This is a genomic window from Corynebacterium sp. 335C (assembly GCF_053525695.1).
Window position 1 is genome coordinate 136,562 of the sequence record NZ_JASTTB010000001.1, and the last position, 19,088, is coordinate 155,649.

The 19,088-nt window shown below is 74.4% G+C and carries 13 protein-coding genes; 5 read left to right on the forward strand and 8 right to left on the reverse strand.

Features of this window, described 5'->3' with window-relative positions:
* Positions 1-5: 5 nt before the first annotated feature.
* The 6 genes from QQS41_RS00600 to QQS41_RS00625 all read right to left on the reverse strand — a co-directional run bounded on the left by QQS41_RS00600 (position 6) and on the right by QQS41_RS00625 (position 7,127).
* Positions 6-1,190, reverse strand: a complete 1,185-nt coding sequence (locus QQS41_RS00600) for a ferrochelatase (protein WP_448850773.1) — start codon at positions 1,188-1,190, stop codon at positions 6-8.
* A 25-nt stretch (positions 1,191-1,215) separates the two neighbouring features.
* Entirely contained in the window at positions 1,216-2,193 is a 978-nt protein-coding gene (locus QQS41_RS00605; RefSeq protein WP_448850774.1) for a VWA domain-containing protein, read from the reverse strand.
* Positions 2,194-3,060 carry a DUF58 domain-containing protein gene (locus QQS41_RS00610; protein WP_448850775.1) on the reverse strand — a complete coding sequence of 289 codons (867 nt, stop codon included), beginning with the start codon at positions 3,058-3,060 and terminating at the stop codon, positions 2,194-2,196.
* Positions 3,061-3,156: 96 nt separating this feature from the next.
* On the reverse strand, positions 3,157-4,101 hold the full coding sequence (locus QQS41_RS00615) for an AAA family ATPase (RefSeq protein ID WP_448851921.1): 945 nt from the start codon (positions 4,099-4,101) through the stop codon (positions 3,157-3,159).
* A gap of 329 nt (positions 4,102-4,430) precedes the next feature.
* Positions 4,431-6,071, reverse strand: a complete 1,641-nt coding sequence (locus QQS41_RS00620; protein WP_448850776.1) for an NlpC/P60 family protein — start codon at positions 6,069-6,071, stop codon at positions 4,431-4,433.
* Between the two features lie 435 nt (positions 6,072-6,506).
* Entirely contained in the window at positions 6,507-7,127 is a 621-nt protein-coding gene (locus QQS41_RS00625) for an Rv1476 family membrane protein (RefSeq protein ID WP_448850777.1), read from the reverse strand.
* A gap of 426 nt (positions 7,128-7,553) precedes the next feature.
* On the opposite strand from QQS41_RS00625, the gene QQS41_RS00630 reads away from it, so the two are divergent.
* The 4 genes from QQS41_RS00630 to QQS41_RS00645 all read left to right on the forward strand — a co-directional run bounded on the left by QQS41_RS00630 (position 7,554) and on the right by QQS41_RS00645 (position 12,776).
* Positions 7,554-10,376 carry an aconitate hydratase gene (locus QQS41_RS00630; protein ID WP_448850778.1) on the forward strand — a complete coding sequence of 941 codons (2,823 nt, stop codon included), beginning with the start codon at positions 7,554-7,556 and terminating at the stop codon, positions 10,374-10,376.
* Between the two features lie 97 nt (positions 10,377-10,473).
* Positions 10,474-11,037 (forward strand): helix-turn-helix domain-containing protein, encoded by a 564-nt coding sequence (locus QQS41_RS00635; protein WP_448850779.1) that lies wholly within the window; start codon positions 10,474-10,476, stop codon positions 11,035-11,037.
* Between the two features lie 202 nt (positions 11,038-11,239).
* Positions 11,240-11,980, forward strand: coding sequence for a glutamine amidotransferase-related protein (locus QQS41_RS00640; RefSeq protein WP_448850780.1), 741 nt, complete (start codon positions 11,240-11,242; stop codon positions 11,978-11,980).
* 7 nt (positions 11,981-11,987) lie between these two features.
* Positions 11,988-12,776: a glutamine amidotransferase gene (locus QQS41_RS00645; RefSeq protein ID WP_448850781.1), complete on the forward strand. Its 789-nt coding sequence runs from the start codon at positions 11,988-11,990 to the stop codon at positions 12,774-12,776.
* Positions 12,777-12,850: 74 nt separating this feature from the next.
* Here the strand turns inward: QQS41_RS00645 and QQS41_RS00650 are convergent, their stop codons facing one another.
* On the reverse strand, positions 12,851-13,315 hold the full coding sequence (locus tag QQS41_RS00650) for an Lrp/AsnC family transcriptional regulator (RefSeq protein WP_448850782.1): 465 nt from the start codon (positions 13,313-13,315) through the stop codon (positions 12,851-12,853).
* A gap of 196 nt (positions 13,316-13,511) precedes the next feature.
* Between QQS41_RS00650 and QQS41_RS00655 the strand changes: the two genes are divergently transcribed.
* Positions 13,512-17,129 carry an indolepyruvate ferredoxin oxidoreductase family protein gene (locus tag QQS41_RS00655; RefSeq protein WP_448850783.1) on the forward strand — a complete coding sequence of 1,206 codons (3,618 nt, stop codon included), beginning with the start codon at positions 13,512-13,514 and terminating at the stop codon, positions 17,127-17,129.
* Between the two features lie 131 nt (positions 17,130-17,260).
* Here the strand turns inward: QQS41_RS00655 and QQS41_RS00660 are convergent, their stop codons facing one another.
* The gene (locus QQS41_RS00660; RefSeq protein WP_448850784.1) at positions 17,261-18,892 is read right to left on the reverse strand and encodes an ABC-F family ATP-binding cassette domain-containing protein; all 1,632 of its coding nucleotides are present in this window, start codon (positions 18,890-18,892) and stop codon (positions 17,261-17,263) included.
* Positions 18,893-19,088 lie beyond the last annotated feature (196 nt).

The window sequence follows — 19,088 nt, forward strand, 5'->3', positions numbered from 1 at the left end:
CGTCCCTACCGGGAGGCGGCGTGGGCGCCGTCGCGGGTGCCGTCGTCACGCACCCCCGCGGACGCGGCGTCCCCCGCACCCTCCGGCGCGGACCCCTCCGGGGCTTCCGACCCCGGCCGGCCGTTCGGGTGCTTGCGCTTCGTGGGCACGCAGCACTCCTCCGCGCAGAACGAGCCGTTGGCGGCGGAGCCCAGCTGCGGCTCGTCGCCCAGCCTGCGGGCTTCCTCCCCGTCGACGCGCTCGCGGATGAGCTCGCCGATCATGCGGGTGAACGCGTCGGTCGGCCCCGGCGTCGCGGCGCGCTCGATGAGGATGTCGTGGTGCTCCATCTCCTCCTGCAGCTCGCTGTCCAGGTCCCACACCACCTCGATGTGGTCGGACACGAAGCCCACCGGGCACACCACCGCGGCGCGCAGGCCGTCCTCGACCTTCGCCTCCATGTGATCGACCACGTCGGGCTCCAGCCACGGGATGTGCGGCGGGCCGGAGCGCGACTGCCACACCAGGTCCCAGTCGGCGACGCCCAGCTCCTCCGCGATGAGCCGGCACGACTCCCCGATCTGGCGGGTGTACAGGTGCCCGCCCTCCGCGGCCGGGCCCGAGGCCCGGTTGTCCGTCAGCGGAATCGAATGGGCGGTGAAGATGAGGCGCGCGTGGTCGCGGCGGTCCTCCGGCAGCTTGTCGAACGCCTCCCGGCAGGACCGGGCGAACGCGCCGATGAACAGCGGGTGATCGTGGAAGCCGCGGAGCCGCTCCAGGCGGACCTGCGGCAGCCCCACCGCGTCGAGGTGCAGGCGGGCACGCAGGATGTCCTCGTGGTACTGGCGGCAGCCGGAGTAGCCCGCCCACGCGCTGGTGGCGAAGACGAGGGCGTTGCGCACCCCGTCGCGGCTCATCTCCTCCACCGCGTCCTCCAGCATCGGGTGCCAGTTGCGGTTGCCGAAGTACACCGGCAGGTCGGGGCCCTCCTCCGCGAGGTGGGCGCGCAGGTTCGCGATGATCTCCCGGTTGAGGTCGTTCAGCGGCGACCGGCCGCCGAATTCGCGGTAGTGCTCGCCGACGACGTCCAGGCGCTCCGGCGGGATTCCGCGGCCGCGCGTCACGTTCTCCAGGAACGGGCGCACGTCCTCCATCTTCTCGGGGCCGCCGAAGGACAGCAGCAGCACGGCGTCGTAGGGGGTCGCGGTCATGCGGCCAGCCTACCCCCAAGGGCATTCAGGGAACGCGACGGGACTCGCCGAGCGCGCCGCCCGCGGCGATGAGCAGCGCCGCCGCCGTCGCCAGCATCCAGGGCCGCGGGTTCTCCGCGCGCCGCGTCTCGGTGCCGATGTCCTCCGCCAGCCCCGCGTACGCCTCCCTCAGCTCCTCCAGGGAGCCGGCGGAGTGGAAGCCGCCGCCGGAGCGCCGGGCGATCTCCCGCAGCGACTCGTCGTCAGTGGGCACCGGCAGCACCTGATCCTCGACGACGATGGTGCCGCCCGGCGTGCCGAAGCTGATGGTGTTGACGGGCACGCCGCGCGACGCCGCCTCGTCGGCCGCGGAGTACGCGCCGCGCGGGTCGTCCAGCTCCGCCGGGATGGTCTGCTTGCCGTCCGACAGCAGCACGATGGTCGCCGGCGGCGGACCCTGCTCCGACCGGACGCGCTCGCCGAAGCTGGTCACCGCGTCGAGGGCAGCGAGGATCGCGTCGCCGGTGGCCGTCGCCTGGTCCAGCGCGGCGCCGTCCAGGGCGCGCGCGACGGTGTCGTGGTCCGTCGTCGGGGGCACCGGCGTGCGGGTGGAGCCGGCGAAGGTGACCAGGCCGAGGTTGAGGTCGTCGGGCAGCATCCCGATGAATTCCGCGCCCGCCTGCTTCGCCGCCGTCAGCCGGTCCGGTGCGACGTCGGTGGCGGCCATGGACAGCGACACGTCGACGACGAGCATCACGGTCGCGCGGTTGCGGGCGACCTGCGTCTCCGTCACCGGACCCGCCAGCGCCGTCGACGCCGTCGCCAGCGCCACCAGCGTCGCCGCCGGGGCGATGTGCCGCAGCCACGGCCGGCCGGCGGGCGCCACGCGCGCCAGCGCCGGCAGGTTGCCGAACGCGAGCGCCCGGCGGCCGCGGCGGCGCGTCGCGACGACGTAGGCCATCGCCAGCGCGGCGGCCGCGACGACGCCGAGCAGCCACCAGGGGTGCGCGAACTCCGGGAGCATCTACGCCGCCCCCGTCCGCGCCGGGGACAGCTGGCGCGCCAGGTCCGCGACCCAGTCGCGGTCGGTGCGCAGCGTGACGACGCGCGCCCGCGCGGCCCGCAGGGCGTCGTCCACCTCCGCCGCGTGGCGGGCGGCCTCCGCGGCGTAGCGGGCGCGGGTGCGGTCGTCGACCGTCACCTCCAGCAGCCGGCCGGTGCCGGGGTCCGCGAGCACCGCGGGGCCCTCGCCGGGCAGCGCCACGTCGGCGGGGTCGACCAGGCGCACGGCAAGGACGTCGCAGCGGGCGCCGACGGCGCGCAGCTCCCGCGCCCAGTCCACCGGGCCCAGGAAGTCGGAGACGACGACCGCGAGCCCGCAGCGCGGCGCCCGCGCCGGCAGGGTGCCGAGGTCCGCGGCGAGCCCGGAGCCGCCGGAGTGGCGGGCGGCGGCCGCGGCCAGGCGCAGGGCGGCGACGCGGCCGGAGCCGGGCGGGACGACGGAGCCGTCGGCCAGCAGCGCGGTGCGCGTCCCCGGCCCGTCGTTGAGCAGGGCGACGGCGGCGCAGACGGCGACGAGCAGGTGCCGCTTCGTCGTGTCGACCGTGCCGGCGGCCAGCCGCGGCGGGGCGTCGGCGAGGATCCAGCACTCCAGCTCCCGCTCCGCCTCCGGGTCGCGGACGTGCGGGGCGCCGGTGCGGGCGGTGACCGCCCAGTCCATGCGGCGCACGTCGTCGCCCGGCACGTACTCGCGGGCGGCGTCCGGGTCGGTGCCCGGCCCGCGGGCGGCGGAGGCGAAGGAGCCGCGCAGCAGGCCGTCGAGCCGGCGCGTGACGGTCAGCTCCAGGTGGCGCAGGACGCGGTGCAGATCGCGGTCGGGGTCGCCGGGCACGGGTCCGGCCGGGCCAGGCGACCCCGCCGGAACGGAACGCCGGCCCGGGCCCGCCGTCTCCCCGGTCCCGTCGGCACGCCGGCCCGCGCCCGCCATCTACGCCCCCGCCTGCGGCAGCCGCACCGAGGCGAGGATGCGGCGCACGATCTCGTCGGGCTCGACGTCGTCGGCCAGGCCCTCGTAGCCCAGCACCAGGCGGTGGCGCAGGACGTCGGGCAGCACGGCGACGACGTCGTCGGGGATGACGTAGTCGCGGCCGGCCAGCAGGGCGGTCGCGCGTGCGGCGGAGACGGCGCCGAGCGTGGCGCGCGGCGAGGCGCCGTAGGCGAGCCACCGGGCGACGTCGTCGAGGCCCGCGCGCATCGGGTTGCGGGTCAGCTCCACGACGGCGACGACGTAGTCGATGAGCGAGTGGTGGACGAAGACGCCGCGGGCGGCCTCCTGCAGCTCGCGGACGCGCTCCGGGTCGAGGACGCGTCGGGCCTCCGGGGCGACGCCGCCCATGCGGTAGACGATCTCGCGCTCCTCCGACGGCGACGGGTAGCCGACGTCGACCTTGAACAGGAAGCGGTCGCGCTGCGCCTCGGGCAGCGGGTAGACGCCCTGGTTCTCGATGGGGTTCTGCGTCGCCAGCACGAGGAACGGGTCGGGCACGGCGGTGGTGCTCCCGGCGATGGACACCTGGCGCTCGGCCATGACCTCCAGCAGCGCGGACTGGACCTTCGCGGGGGCGCGGTTGACCTCGTCGGCCAGCACGACGTTGGCCATGACGGGGCCGTGCTCCACGAGGAACTCGCCGGTGTCCTGCCGGAAGATGCGCGTGCCGACGATGTCCGACGGCACCAGGTCCGGCGTGAACTGGATGCGGTTGAAGGACCCGCCGATGATGCGCGCGAAGGTGGAGACGGCCAGCGTCTTCGCGACGCCGGGCACGCCCTCCAGCAGCACGTGGCCGCCGGCGAGCATCGCGACGACGAGGCTGCGGCACAGGTGCGACTGCCCGACGACGACGGTGGAGAGCTCCGCGAGCACCCGGCGCAGGTCCTCGCCCGCGGCCTCCGCGGATCCGGCGGCGGGTCGCGCGGTGCGGGAGGTGCGTGACGACGGCTCCCCCGCCGGCGGCCGCGCCCCGGCGGACGGGGCCTGCCCCGCGGGCGCGGAGCCGGCGGTGGGCGCCCGGCGGCCGGTCGGGGCCGGGCCGGGGGCCGCCGCCTGGCCGGACGGCGGGTGCGGGACGGCATGGGCCCCGGACGCGGCGAAGCCCGCCTCCGGCGCGCGGTGGCGGGCGTCGCCGTCCCCCGGGACGGCGTGCGGTCGGTGCTGGTCCACGGGGCGGCTCCTCTTCGTGCGGGCGGGCGGTGCCGTCCAGGCTAGAGCAGGCGGACCACGTTCGGGGTCATGCTGTCGTAGCGGACCTTCGAGATCTTGACGACGTCGCCCGACTGCGGCGCCTCGATCATCTGCCCGTCGCCCAGGTAGAGCGCGACGTGGCCGTGGCCGTTCTTGCCCCAGAACAGCAGGTCGCCGCGCTGCATCTGCGACTTCGGGTAGTGCGTGCCCTTCTGGTACTGGTACCCGGTGTAATGCGGCAGCTGGATGCCGACGCCCGCGTAGGCGTAGAGCGTCAGGCCGGAGCAGTCGAAGCCGATCTTGTTGTAGTCGCCGTGGCGGTCCGCGACGCCGCCGTCGCGGATGCCCTTCGTCGGGCCGTTGGCGTCGCCGCCGCCCCAGGCGTAGGGGACGCCCAGCTGGCCCATCGCGCGGTTGATGACCGTCTCGATCTTCGCCTCGCGGGAACCGGCCGTCGGCGAACCGCCGTCCGGGGAACCCGGCGTGGCGGTGCGGGCCGGGGAGCCGGAGGCGTCGTCGCCCGCCTCGCCGGTGCCGTCGGCGTCCGCGGTGCCGCCGGAGGAGCCGAAGCCGTTCTCCAGGATGTCGTCGATGCCGAGGCCCGCGATGCCCGGGTTGTCCGTCGTCGAGGAGGCGTCGGTGCCGCGCTCCCCGTCCGTCCCGGTCCCGGTGCCGGACTCGCCGTCGTTCCCCGAGGAGCCGGACGCGTCGCCGGACTCGCCGCCGATGACGTCGGCGTCGGAGTCGCCGGCGGCTCCGGACCCGGACGAGCCGGAGGCGTCGCCCGCGTACTCCTGCGTGGTCGCGACGCCGGCGTCGATGGACTCGGCCTCGCCGGCGACCTGCGCGGCGGCGCCGCGCGCGGCCTCGTTGCGCTGATCCTCCGGCGCCTCCGCGGCGGCGGCGCGGGCGGCCTCCAGCTGGCGGGCCAGGATGTCGGCGGCCGCGGCCGCACGCCGGTAGTCCTCCTGCGCGGCGACCAGCCGCTCGGAGACCTCGCGGATGGCGGTCTCGGCGTCGGCGTGGCGGGCCTCCGCGTCGGCGGTGGCGGCGTCGGCCTCGGCCTTCGCCTGGCGGTTGCGGGCGTCGGCGTTGGCGTCGCGGGTGCGGGCCTTCACCAGGTCGTCGAGGATGAGCTGCTGCTTGTCGGCCTCGCGGCGCAGGACGCCGGCGCGATCGAGCGCGTCGGCGGCGTCGTCGGCGCCGCCGAGGACCGAGGAGGTGGAGCGGCCCTGGCGGGCGATGGCGCGGGCGAGTTCGTTGAACTCGTCCTGGGCCGTGCGCAGCCGGGTGCGGGTCTCCTCCAGGCGGCGGCCCGACTCGTCGGCCGCGGCGGCGGCGCGATCGGACTCGGCGCGGGCGACCTGCAGGTCGACGAGGGCCCGGTTGACGTCCTCGCGGACGACGCCCAGCTGCAGCTCGAGCTCGTTGACCGCGGCACGGCTCTCCGCCACGCGGGCGGCGAGGTCCTGGACGACGGCGTCGGAGCCGGCGAGCTCGTCCTGCATGCGGGCGAACTCGTCGGCGGTGACGGCGTGCGGGGCGTCGGCGGGCTGGGCGACGGCGGGCGCGGCCTGGGCGGCGATGGCTCCGGCGACGGCGAGCCCGGCGGCGGCGCGCAGCCACCGGCGGACGGTCCGGGGGTGTCGGGTCTGGCCCACGGGTCGAGCTCCTTATGTCGGCGTGCGGCCCCCGGGACACCGCCGGGGCCTCGGCGACTTCCCCTTCGCCGGGACCCGGCCGGGCGGGCCGTCGTCGGCGGCGTCCGGGAGCCATGGGTGTGTCGGGATTCGGCTCATGAGTCGATCCCTCGAACAAAGGGCACGGTACGACACTTATGACTCTGAAGAAACACCAGTCACATCGGCAGGGTTGACCGGGCGGCGCCGTGACCGTCCCGTGATCAACGTTGCGCAGGGGTTTCGCGACACGCCGGAAAAATTGTGATGTTAGTCACGAAAAAGGGGCGCCGACGGGCGCCCCGGCCCGCCGGTGCGGGTTCATGACGTGGCGATTCGAGATGAAGTCAAGTGGACGAGCTTGTCGCCGTCGTTAAGCATGCGACCTTCACGCCGCATCGCGGCGTGCGCGCCGTGCTATACGCGGCGCCGGCCCGGGCGATCCCCGGGTGCGGCCTCGTCCGGAACCCCCGCGCGGCCGGCGCGATCCCCGGGCGAGTCCGTGTCACCGTCGCCGGGGTCGCGGCGCTCCGCCCGCGCCTCCGCCCGCACCTCCGCCTGCGCCTGCGCCCGGGCGCGGGTCCACCACACCAGCGGCAGGCCGACGGCGAGGATCGCCAGCACGCCGAGCGCGATGAGGTTGAGGCCCGTGTACGGCATCGACCACTCCGCCAGCGCATCGACGAAGTCGGACATGCCCATCGTGTAGTCCCACGTCTCCATGCCCTCCAGCTGGGCGTTCTCCAGCGCCGCCCGCGGGAAGTCCTCGGAGACCGCCACCAGCTCCCCCGGTGCCCGCACGACGACGGTGCCGCCGTCCTGGGCGAGGATCTGCTGCGCGAGGTCGCGGGTGACGTGATCGCCCTCGGGCTGCCAGTCGAGCACCACGATGCGCAGCTCCCCCACGCCCTTGTCGTGCGCCTGCACCACGACGCCCTGCAGCGCCACGTCGAGCTTCGGATCCGTCGCCGCGACGCGGTCCTGCGCCAGCTGCTCGCGGATCAGATCGGCGTTGAACTCCGGCGGTCGGTTCGGCATCGCGGCGGCTCCTGTCGGGCGGGTCGGGCGGGCTGGGCGTGGCGTGCGGGCGGTGCGCGGCGGACGCCCGGCGTCGGCGGCTGCGCGCGGTCGCCGCCTGACGACGGGGCCCGTGCGCGCATTGTGCCCCGCGCGCGGCCCCCGGACGTGGAGGATCGCCGGTCCGGCGCGTCACCGGCGCGTCATCCGCCCGTCATCCGGAGGTTTTCCGCATCGCGCCAGGGCGGGGGTGGCGGTCGGGGCGGAGCGCCCGGGACACGCCCCGTACCGGGGGTGATCGGCAACAGAACGGCCGTACTGTTAAACTTGGCGCCAGGACGCGTGGGCGACCGTCGTCGCCGCATGCACGCGCCACATGGCCGGCCCCGTTTCGTGTGCGGGGGCCCGGTCAGCGGACTCATCCGAACCCACGAATTGGAGCAGACTGTGACCGAAAGCAAGAACTCCTTCAATGCCAAGAAGACCCTCCAGGTCGGCGAGAAGTCCTACGACTACTACGCCCTGGACGCGGTCGAGGGCATGGAGAAGCTGCCCTACGCGCTGAAGGTTCTCGGCGAGAACCTCCTGCGCAACGAGGACGGCGCCAACATCACCGAGGAGCACATCCAGGCGATCGCCAACTGGGATGCCTCGGCCGACCCGTCCATCGAGATCCAGTTCACGCCGGCCCGCGTCATCATGCAGGACTTCACCGGCGTCGCCTGCGTCGTCGACCTCGCCACCATGCGCGAGGCCGTCAAGACCCTCGGCGGCGACCCGGATCAGGTCAACCCGCTGAACCCGGCCGAGATGGTCATCGACCACTCCGTCATCATCGAGGCCTTCGGCGACGACCAGGCGTTCGAGCGCAACGTCGAGATCGAGTACCAGCGCAACGACGAGCGCTACCGCTTCCTGCGCTGGGGCACCGGCGCCTTCTCCAACTTCCGCGTCGTGCCCCCGGGCACGGGCATCGTCCACCAGGTCAACATCGAGTACCTGGCCCGCTCCGTCTTCGACAAGGACGGCCTGGCGTACCCGGACACCTGCGTCGGCACCGACTCCCACACCACCATGGAGAACGGCCTGGGCATCCTGGGCTGGGGCGTCGGCGGCATCGAGGCCGAGGCGGCCATGCTGGGCCAGCCGATCTCCATGCTGATCCCGCGCGTCGTCGGCTTCAAGCTGCACGGCGACATCCCGGCCGGCGTCACGGCCACCGACGTGGTCCTGACCATCACCGACATGCTCCGCCAGCACGGCGTCGTCGGCAAGTTCGTGGAGTTCTACGGCGCCGGCGTCTCCAAGCTGCCGCTGGCCAACCGCGCCACCATCGGCAACATGTCCCCGGAGTTCGGCTCCACCGCCGCGATCTTCCCGATCGACGACGAGACCGTGAAGTACCTCCGCCTGACCGGCCGCTCCCAGGAGACCCTGGACCTGGTCGAGGCCTACGCCAAGGCCCAGGGCATGTGGCTGGACGAGAACACCCCGGAGGCCGAGTATTCCGAGTACCTCGAGCTCGACCTCTCCACGGTCGTCCCGTCCATCGCCGGCCCGAAGCGCCCGCAGGACCGCATCGAGCTGTCCTCCGCCAAGGAGCAGTTCCGCAAGGACCTGCACAACTACGTCACCATCGACCCGGCCCAGGACGCCGGCGACATGGCGAACGAGGGCGGCGCCGCCGCCGGCAACGCCGCCTCCGCGGCCGACGCCAAGGGCAACGTGCCGGACACCAACGCGACCGACGTCGAGGGCCTGCCCTCCGCCGCGATCGGCGCCGACGGCCGTCCGTCCAACCCGACCAAGGTCACCTACAAGGGCGAGGACATGGTCCTCGACCACGGCATGGTCGGCATCGCGTCCATCACCTCCTGCACCAACACCTCGAACCCGTCCGTCATGCTCGGCGCGGCCCTCCTGGCCCGCAACGCCGCGGACAAGGGCCTGAAGTCCAAGCCGTGGGTCAAGACCTCCATGGCGCCGGGCTCCCAGGTCGTCACGGGCTACTACGAGAAGGCGGGCCTCTGGCCGGCCCTGGAGGCCATGGGCTTCTACCTCGTCGGCTACGGCTGCACCACCTGCATCGGCAACTCCGGCCCGCTGCCGGAGGAGATCTCCGCGGGCATCAACGAGGGCGACCTCGCCGCGACCGCCGTGCTGTCCGGCAACCGCAACTTCGAGGGCCGCATCAACCCGGACATCAAGATGAACTACCTGGCGTCCCCGATCCTCGTAATCGCGTACGCCATCGCCGGCACGATGGACTTCGACTTCGAGACCCAGCCGCTGGGCCAGGACCAGGACGGCAACGACGTCTTCCTGCGCGACATCTGGCCCTCCACGGAGGAGATCGAGCAGGTCATCGAGGAGTGCATCACCGCCGAGCTGTACGAGGAGGACTACCAGGACGTCTTCGCCGGCGACGAGCGCTGGCAGTCCCTGCCCACCCCGGAGGGCAAGACCTTCGCGTGGGACGACGCCTCCTCCTACATCCGCAAGGCCCCGTACTTCGACGAGATGGACATGGAGCCGCAGCCGGTCAACGACGTCGCCGGCGCGCGCGTCCTGGCGCTGCTGGGCGACTCGGTCACCACCGATCACATCTCCCCCGCGTCCTCCATCAAGCCGGGCACCCCGGCCGCGCAGTACCTCGACTCCATGGGCGTCGAGCGCAAGGACTACAACTCGCTGGGCGCCCGCCGAGGCAACCACGAGGTCATGGTCCGCGGCACCTTCGCGAACATCCGCCTGCAGAACCAGCTGCTGGACGGCGTCACGGGCGGCTACACCCGCGACTTCACCCAGGAGGGCGGCCCGCAGGCCTTCATCTACGACGCGGCGCAGAACTACGCCGCCGAGAAGACCCCGCTGGTCGTCCTGGGCGGCAAGGAGTACGGCACCGGCTCCTCCCGCGACTGGGCTGCGAAGGGCACCCTGCTGCTGGGCGTGAAGGCCGTCATCGCCGAGTCCTTCGAGCGCATCCACCGCTCGAACCTCATCGGCATGGGCGTCATCCCGCTGCAGTTCCCGGAGGGCGAGTCCTGGAAGTCCCTGGGCATCGAGGGCACCGAGACCTTCGACATCCAGGGCATCGAGGAGCTCAACGAGGGCCGCACGCCGAAGACCGTCAAGGTCGTCGCGACCAAGGAGAACGGCGAGACCATCGAGTTCGACGCGGTCACCCGCATCGACACGCCCGGTGAGGCCGACTACTACCGCCACGGCGGCATCCTGCAGTTCGTGCTGCGGAACATGATCAAGGGCTAGGCAGGGCCTGACCCGTCGCCCCGGTCCGCCGCTCCCCCTCCCCGGGGGCGCGGAGGGGCCGGGGCGGTCATGTTTCCGCCGGAACACGGAGCCGCATATGCCGAAGGTAAGTGAACGGGATCTCGCCGACCGCCGGCGGGACATCCTCGACGGCGCACGGCGGTGCTTCGCGGACTACGGCTACGACGGCGCGACCGTCGCCCGCCTGGAGGCGGCCACGGGCAAATCCCGTGGCGCCATCTTCCACCACTTCGGGTCCAAGGAGGGGCTGTTCCTCGCCCTGGCCGAGGAGGACGCGGAGGAGATGGCGGCGGTGACGGCCGAGGCCGGCCTGGTCGAGGTCATGCGCGACGTGCTCGCGCATCCGGAGCGCCACGCCTGGCTGGGCACCCGGCTGGAGGTCGTCCGGAGGCTGCGTTCCGACGCGGACTTCCGGGCCCACTGGCTGGAGAACCAGGCCCGCCTGGACGAGGCGGTCCTGGCCCGGCTGCGGGCGAGCGCCGCCGCCGGCACGCTGCGGGACGACGTCGCCCCGGAGACCGTCCAGAGGCTTCTGGAGCTGGTCCTCGACGGCGTCATCACCCGCATCGCCGCCGGCAGGCCGACGGAGGGCGTCGGCGACGTGCTGGACCTGCTGGAGCAGACGGTCCGCGGCCGCTGACCCGCCGAGAACGGGCCCCGCGTCCGCCCCCGACCACGGGGGCGGTGCGCGGGGCCCGTCCGCGCGCCCGGGGTCCCCCCGCACCGGGTGCGCCGTTCGCGTGACGACGGGGCCCGCGCGGCGGGGATCCCTCCCCCGCGCGCCCCCGTTTCCGCGGGTCCGGTGCGGGTCCGCGACCCAAGGTGAACTAAGCTGTCCACTCATGGACGAAGGCCGTTTCCTCCTGGTGGGCATCCGCGACGGCGACGACGTCGCGGAGGCCGAGCACCTGGATTTCCTGCGCAGCACCGGTCTGCCCGCGCACCGACTCGAGCACCGGCGCATCCTCGCGCCCTCCGACGGCCTGCCGAACCTGGCGGACTACGACGGCGTCTTCGTCGGCGGCAGCCCGTTCAGCGTGACGGACCTGGAGCACCCGGTGCTGCAGAAGCACGTCCACGACCTGATGTACGCCGTCGTCAAGTCCCCGACCCCCGCGCTGATGATCTGCTACGGCAGCAGCTACGCGGCGTTCGCGGGCCGCGGCCGCGTCGACCGGTCGTACCCGGAGCGCGCCGGCGTCTCCCGCGTGGAGCTCACCGAAGCCGCGGCGGCCGACCCGGTCTTCGGCGCCCTGCCGCGGACGTTCGAGGCGCTGACCGGCCACAAGGAGTGCGTCGCGGAGCTGCCGCGCGGCGCGGTGCTCATGGCGACGGGCCCGACGTGCCCGGTGCAGGCCTACCGCGCCAACCGCAGCACCTGGGTGACGCAGTACCACCCGGAGATGGACGCCGACGGCCTGCTGCTGCGGATGGGCTTCTACCAGGACGCCGGCTACTTCAGCCGCCACGAGATCGAGGAGATCGCCGGCATCGTCCGCGCCGCCGACCTGGCGGGCGCGGAGGCCGTGATGCGCTCGTTCGTCCGCCATTGCCTGACCCGACCCGGACGACGGGAGGACTAGTTCACCCATGACCCTGCCGGCCCGATCCACCGCCCCCGCGGATTCCGCCCCGGGCGCCGTGAAGCCGTTCCTGCTGCTGTCCACCCGCGGCGAGGACGCCGCCGCGCACGCGGAGCACCTGTCCTTCGCCCGCGTGGCGGGGCTGCCCGCGGCGAAGCTGCACCAGCTGCGCCTGGAACGGGAGCGGCCCGCCCGCGTCGACCTGTCGCGCTACTCCGGCGTGATGGTCGGCGGCGGCCCGTTCAACGCCTCCGACGAGGACAAGTCGGCGCTGCAGAAGGAGGTCGAGGCGTGGTTCGCCGACCACCTTGCGGAGGTCCTCGACCGCGACATGCCGTTCTTCGGCGCCTGCTACGGCGTCGGCCTGCTGGGCACCGCCGGCCGCGGCCACGTGTCGCGCCGCCACGGCGAGCAGGCGGCGGTCGTCGACGTGACGCTCACCGACGCCGCCGCGGAGGATCCGGTGCTGGAGGGGCTGCCCCGAAGCTTCCCCACCATCGTCGGGCACAAGGAGGCCATCGAGCGGCTGCCGGAGGAGGCGACGCTGCTGGCCACCGGCGAGGCGTGCCCGGTGCAGATGTTCCGCATGGGCCGCAATGCCTACGCCACCCAGTTCCACCCGGAGCTCGACGCGGACACCTTCCTGCAGCGTCTGCGGGTTTACGCGGACCAGGGGTATTACGCCCCGGGCGCGGAGCTGCGCGCCGTCGACGAGGCCCGCCGCCGCCCGGTCGCGGTGTCGGGCCGGATGCTGCGCAACTTCGCGCGCGTCCATGCCGCCCCGCGCCACCACTGAGCCGGGGCGCCGCTGAGCCGGGTCACCGCCGGCGCCCGCGCCGCGCGGGAGCCGTCGTCACGCGCTCCCGCGCGTCAGAGCGATCGGCGCAGGTCCGCGACCAGCGGCAGCACCCGATCCGGGATGCGGTGGCGCAGGACGACGTCGGTGCGCAGCCGCTCGACGCCCGGGATGGCCAGCAGCGCGCCGCACAGCTCCTCCAGGTGGGCGTGGTCGCGGGCGACGACGCGGCACGACAGGTCGTCGGCGCCCGCGACGGAATCGGCGCGCAGGATTTGCGGCACGGCGGCGAGGCGGGCGACGACGGCGTCGAGGTCCGCCTGGTGCAGCCGGATGTGGACGTCCGCCGCCAGCGGGTGGCCGAGCTGCGCCGGATCCGGGGCCGGCGCGAACGACGGCAGGACGCCGGCGGCGATGAGCTTGTCCAGGCGGGACTGGGCGGTGCCGCGGGCGACGCCGAGCCGGCGGGCGTACTCGCGGACGCCGGCGCGCGGTTCGGTGAGCACGAGGGTGAGCAGGTCGCAGTCGAGCTTGTCCATGATCCGTTCCGATACGCATAAATGCATGTTCACCTGCAAAAGCAGAATGTGGGCCAATGGTACAGGCGGACGGGGCTGCGGCGGTGCCGGTTGTCCAACTGGCACCGATTTCCCCGGCGGGTCGTGACTGTGACCTGGGTCACGGTTAACGTCCGCGTCACCGAACCAGGACCAGCGACCGTCGAGGTGACCACCCATGACCACGATGCTCAACCCGCCCTCCTCCCCCTCGCCGCAGCCCGGCGGGCGCCGCGGACGGACCCGCACCGGGACGCCGGACGGCGCCGCCCGCGCCCTCCGCGCCGCGGGGGCCGCGGATACCGCCCAGGCTCCGTCCGCCGAGGACGCCGCCGCGATCCTGACCGGCCGCTACACCGCCGACGAGGGCGCCGTGCACCTGACCGGCATCCAGGCGCTGGTGCGCATGATCCGCGATCGCGCCATCGCCGACCGCGCCGCGGGCCTGGCGACGTCGAGCTTCGTCTCCGGCTACGAGGGCTCCCCGCTCGGCGGCTACGACCTGGAGCTCGCCCGCCGCCGCACCATCCTGGCCCCCTACGACGTCCGGCACGTCCCGGCCGTCAACGAGGAGCTGGGCGCCACCGCCGTCGCGGGCTCCCAGTTCCCGGGCCGCGGCGGCGGGGCCGGCACGCTGCGCGACGGCGTCGACGGCGTCGTCGGCTACTGGTACGGCAAGGCCCCGGGCCTCGACCGCTCCGCGGACGCCCTGCGCCACGCGAACCTCTCCGGCACCTCCCCGACCGGCGGCGCCGTGGCCATCGTCGGCGATGACCCGGCGGCGAAGTCGTCGACCGTGCCGTCGAACTCCGAGGGCCTGCTCGCCGACCTCGGCCTGCCCGTGCTCGTGCCCGCCGACGCCGGCGAGGCGCTGCGCCTGGGCATGCACGCCGCGTGGCTGTCCCGCGCCTCCGGCCTGTGGACGGCGCTGCGCGTGACGACGGCCGTCGCCGACGGCTCCGCCACCGTCGACCTCTCCGGCCTGCCCGCCGCCCCCGCCGCCCCGGACGGGGAGCGCCACGCCCCCACCGCCCGCCTGCTCGGCCAGACGCTGCACGTGTTGGAGGCCTCCCGGGTCGGTCCCCGCATGGACCGCGCCCGCGCCTACATCCGCGACCACGGCCTCAACCGCGTGCTCCACGCCGCCCCGGGCGACCGCGTCGGCGTCGTCTGCGCCGGAGCCCCCGCCCTGGCCGTCGAGGAGGCGCTGCGCGACCTCGGCTCCCCCGCCGGCGTCCGCGTCCTGCGACTCGGCGTCACGTGGCCGCTCGACGCCGACGAGGTCGCGGTGTTCGCCGACGGGCTCGACGCCGTCATCGTCGCCGAGGACCGCGGCAGCTTCCTGTCGGAGTCGCTGCGCGCCGTCCTGTACGCCACGCCGCACCGGCCCCGCATCCTCGCCGGGCCCGCCGACGGCCTGCCGCGCACCGGCGCCGTCACCGCCGCCGACGTCGCCGCGGTCATCCGCGGCGCCTGCCGTGATGCGGGCGTGCCCGTGCGGGAGACCGCCGCAGCCGGCCCCGCCGGCCGCACCCGCCCCCGCGGGCCCCGCAGCCTGCCGCTGGCCGTCGCGGCCCGCGCCCCGCACTTCTGCTCCGGCTGCCCGCACAACGCCTCCATCCGCGTGACGGGCGAGTCCCTCGTCGGCGCCGGCATCGGCTGCCACGCCATGGTGCTGCTCATGGACCCCGACCGGGTCGGCGACGTCACCGGCACCGCCCAGATGGGCGGCGAGGGCCTGCACTGGGTCGGCATGAGCCCCTTCGTGGAGGAGCGCCACTACGTGCAGAACCTCGGCGACGGCACCTTCCTGCACTCCGGCTCGCTGGCCATCCGGGCGCTGGTGGCCGCGGGCGTCGACTGCACCGTGAAGCTGCTGCACAACGGCACCGTCGCCATGACCGGCGGCCAGGACCCCGTCGGCCAGAAGCCGCTGGCCGGGATGCTGGACATCCTGCGGGCCGAGGGCGTCTCCCGCATCGTCGTCACCACCGACGACGTCGCCCGCACCCGCCGCGCCCTGCCGCGCGGCACCGAGGTCCGCGACCGCGCCGACCTCGCCGACGTCCAGCGGGAGCTCGCCGCCGAATCCGGCGTCACCGTCCTGGTGCACGACCAGCACTGCGCCGCGGAGAAGCGGCGCGCCCGCAAGCGCGGGAAGGCGGAGACGCCGGCGACCCGCGTCGTCATCAACGAGCGCATCTGCGAGGGCTGCGGCGACTGCGGCGCGAAGTCCGGCTGCCTCTCCGTCCAGCCGGTGGACACGGAGTTCGGCCGCAAGACCCGCATCGACCAGTCCACGTGCAACGTCGACTGCTCGTGCCTGTCCGGCGACTGCCCCGCCTTCGTCACGGTGACGCCGAAGGGCGCCCGCGCCGCCCGCCCCACGGCCCCGCCGCTGGACGCCGCGGCGCTGCCCGCCCCGCCGGCGCCGGCCCCGCGCGACGGGTCCTTCGGCGTGCGGGTCACGGGCGTCGGCGGCACCGGCGTCGTCACGCTCGCCGCGGTGCTCGCCACCGCCGCGCAGCTCGACGGCGGCCACGTCCGCGGCACCGACATGACGGGCCTGGCGCAGAAGGGCGGCTCGGTCGTCTCCGACGTCCGCATCGCCGCCGCCCCGCTGGAGGAGCCGGGCACGGTCCCGGCCGGCGGCGCCGACCTCCTCATCGCCTGCGACGGCCTCACCACCGCCGAGCCCGGCAACCTCGCCGTCATCGACCCGGGGCGCACCGTCGCCGTCGTCTCCTCCACCGACAACCCCACCGGCGCGATGTGCGTCGACGTCGCCGCCACCCGTCCCGACGGCGTGGCGCTGGCCGGCGCCATCGGCCGCTCCGCCGCCCGCGCCGTTACCCTCGACGCCGCCGGCCTGTCGCTGCGCCTCTTCGGCGACGGCGCCCACCAGACGATGCTGCTCCTTGGCGCCGCCGTCCAGACCGGCGCGCTGCCCGTCACCCCGGAGGCCGTCGAGCAGGCGATCGCCGCCAACGGCGTCGCCGTCGACGCCAACACCCAGGCGTTCCGCCGCGGCCGTCAGCTCGTCGCCGACCCCGTGGCCCTGGAGTGCCTCACCGAGGACCTCGACCCGGCCCCGGAGGCGCCCGAGCCGCCGCGCTGGGCCGTCGACGCCGCCGCCGACGCCCTCGACCCGCGCGCCGAGGGCGTGCCCGACCCCGACGTCGTCGCCCACGTCGCCCTCCGCGCCGCGGAGCTCGCCGACTGGGGCTCCCGCCGCGACGCCGACGGCTTCCTCACCGACATCGCGCGCATCGCCGCCGCCGAGCGCGCCGCCGCCCCCGGCTCCACGGAGCTCACCGTCGCCGCGAGCTTCGGCCTGCACAAGCTCACCGCCGTCAAGGACGAGTACGAGGTCGCCCGCCTCGCCCTCGACGACGCGTTCGCGGACCAGGTCGCGGCCGAGCACGGCGACGGCGCCGACGTCCGGGCCATGCTCCACCCGCCGTTCCTGCGCGCGATGGGCATGACCCGCAAGATGGCCGTCGGCCGCGCCGGCCGCGTGGCGCTGCGGGCGCTGTCCCGCATGAAGGGCCTGCGCGGGACGCCGCTCGACGTCTTCGGCCGCGCGCACGTCCGCCGCGTCGACCGGGAGGTCCTCGCCGAGTACCGCGCGGCCCTGCTCGACGCCGCCGACGGCCTCGACGCCGAGGGGCTGCCCCGCGCCCTCGAGATCGCCGGGCTCGCCGACGGCGTCCGCGGCTACGAGGACGTCCGCCTGCGCACCATCGGCGCCTTCCGCAGCCGGCTCGCCGAGCTCACCGGGGACGGGGCACGCTAGCCGCGCGGGTCGCCGTCGTCACGCATCACGCGATCACCCGCACGACGCGTGACGACGGCGCCCGCGCGCACGCGGGGGCCGTCGCTAAGCAAAAGACGGTGCGCGGGAACCGCTCCCGCGCGACCGGCGGATCACGCCAGCTCGACCAGCTCCATGTAGTCGTCGCTCCACAGATCCTCCGTGCCGTCCGGCAGCACGATGACCCGCTCCGGCTCCAGCGCCTTCACCGCGCCCGGATCATGGGTGACCAGGACGACGGCGCCCTCGTAGGTCCGCAGCGCGTCGAGGACCTGCTCGCGGGAGACCGGGTCGAGGTTGTTCGTCGGCTCGTCGAGCAGCAGCACGTTCGCCCGCGACGACACCAGCGCCGCCAGCGCCAGGCGCGTCTTCTCGCCGCCCGACAGCGTCCCCGCCGGCTGATCCAGCTGCTCGCCGCTGAACATGAACGCGCCCAGCAGGCCGCGGAGATCCTGCTCGTCGGCGTCCGGGCACGCCTCGATGGTGTTCACCCACACCGACTTGTCCGGGTCGATGGTGTCGTGCTCCTGCGCGAAGTAGCCGATCTTCAGGCCGTGGCCCGTCACGATGCCGCCCTCGCCGTCCGTGCGCTCCACCCCCGCCAGCAGCTTCAGCAGCGTCGTCTTGCCGGCGCCGTTGAAGCCCAGCACGACGACGCGGGAGCCGCGGTCGATGGCCAGGTCCACGCCGGCGAAGACCTCCAGCGAGCCGTACATCTTCGTCAGGCCCTTCGCGTTCAGCGGCGTCTTGCCGCACTTCGCGGGCTCCGGGAAGGAGATGTGGGCGACCTTGTCGGCGACGCGGACCTCGTCGAGGGCGCCCATCATCCGGTCGGCGCGGGCGGCCATCTGCTTCGCGGCCTTCGCCTTCGTCGCCTTCGCGCCGAGGCGCTCGGCCTGCTGCTTCAGCGCCGACGCCTTCTTCTCCGCGTTGGCGCGCTCGCGGCGGCGGCGCGCCTCGTCGGTCGCGCGGGCGTCGAGGTACTTGCGCCAGCCCATGTTGTAGACGTCCGCCTCGCCGCGCACGGCGTCGAGGAACCAGATCTTGTTGCACACCGCCGCCAGCAGATCGACGTCGTGGGAGATGACCACCAGGCCGCCGTCGTGGGCCTTGAGGAACCCGCGCAGCCACGTGATGGAGTCCGAGTCCAGGTGGTTCGTCGGCTCGTCGAGAAGCAGCGTCATCCCCGACTTGCCGGACCCGGCGGTGGCGCCGAAGAGGATCTGCGCCAGCTCCACGCGGCGGCGCTGGCCGCCCGACAGCGTCTTCAGCGGCTGGTCGAGGACGCGGGCGGGCAGGCCCAGGGCGTCGCAGATGCGCGCCGCCTCCGCGTCGGCCTCGTAGCCGCCGAGGTCGTGGTAGCGCTCCTCCAGGCGGGAGAACTTGCGGATCGCGGCGTCGCGTTTGGCGTCGTCCAGCGTCGTCTCCATGATCTCCTGCTGGCGGTCCATGCTCCGCCGCATCTGATCCAGCCCCCGCGCCGACAGCACGCGGTCGCGCGCGGACTGGTCGATGTTGCCCTCGCGCGAATCCTGCGGCAGGTAGCCGACGTCGCCGGAGCGGACGACGGAGCCGCCGTACGGCTCGCCCTCGCCGGCGAGGATGCGCATGGTCGTGGTCTTGCCCGCGCCGTTGCGGCCGACCAGGCCGATGCGGTCGCCCGGCTGCACGCGCAGGTGCTCGCCCGGGGCGTCCAGGAGGGTGCGGGCGCCGACGCGGACCTCGAGATCCTTGGTGACAATCACGGCGGGGCAGTCTATCAGCCGCCGTTTCCGCGGCTAGCCTGGGTGCATGGTTGCACGAGGGGTCATCGGGCGCGCGGCGCGGCGGGTCGCGGGGGCGGTGCGGGGCGCTGTTGGCGGTGTTCGTTCCGCGTCTGCTGCGGGTTCCGGGGTGTCGCGTGACGACGTCATCCGCGCCGTCGTCCTCGGCCTCGGCCCC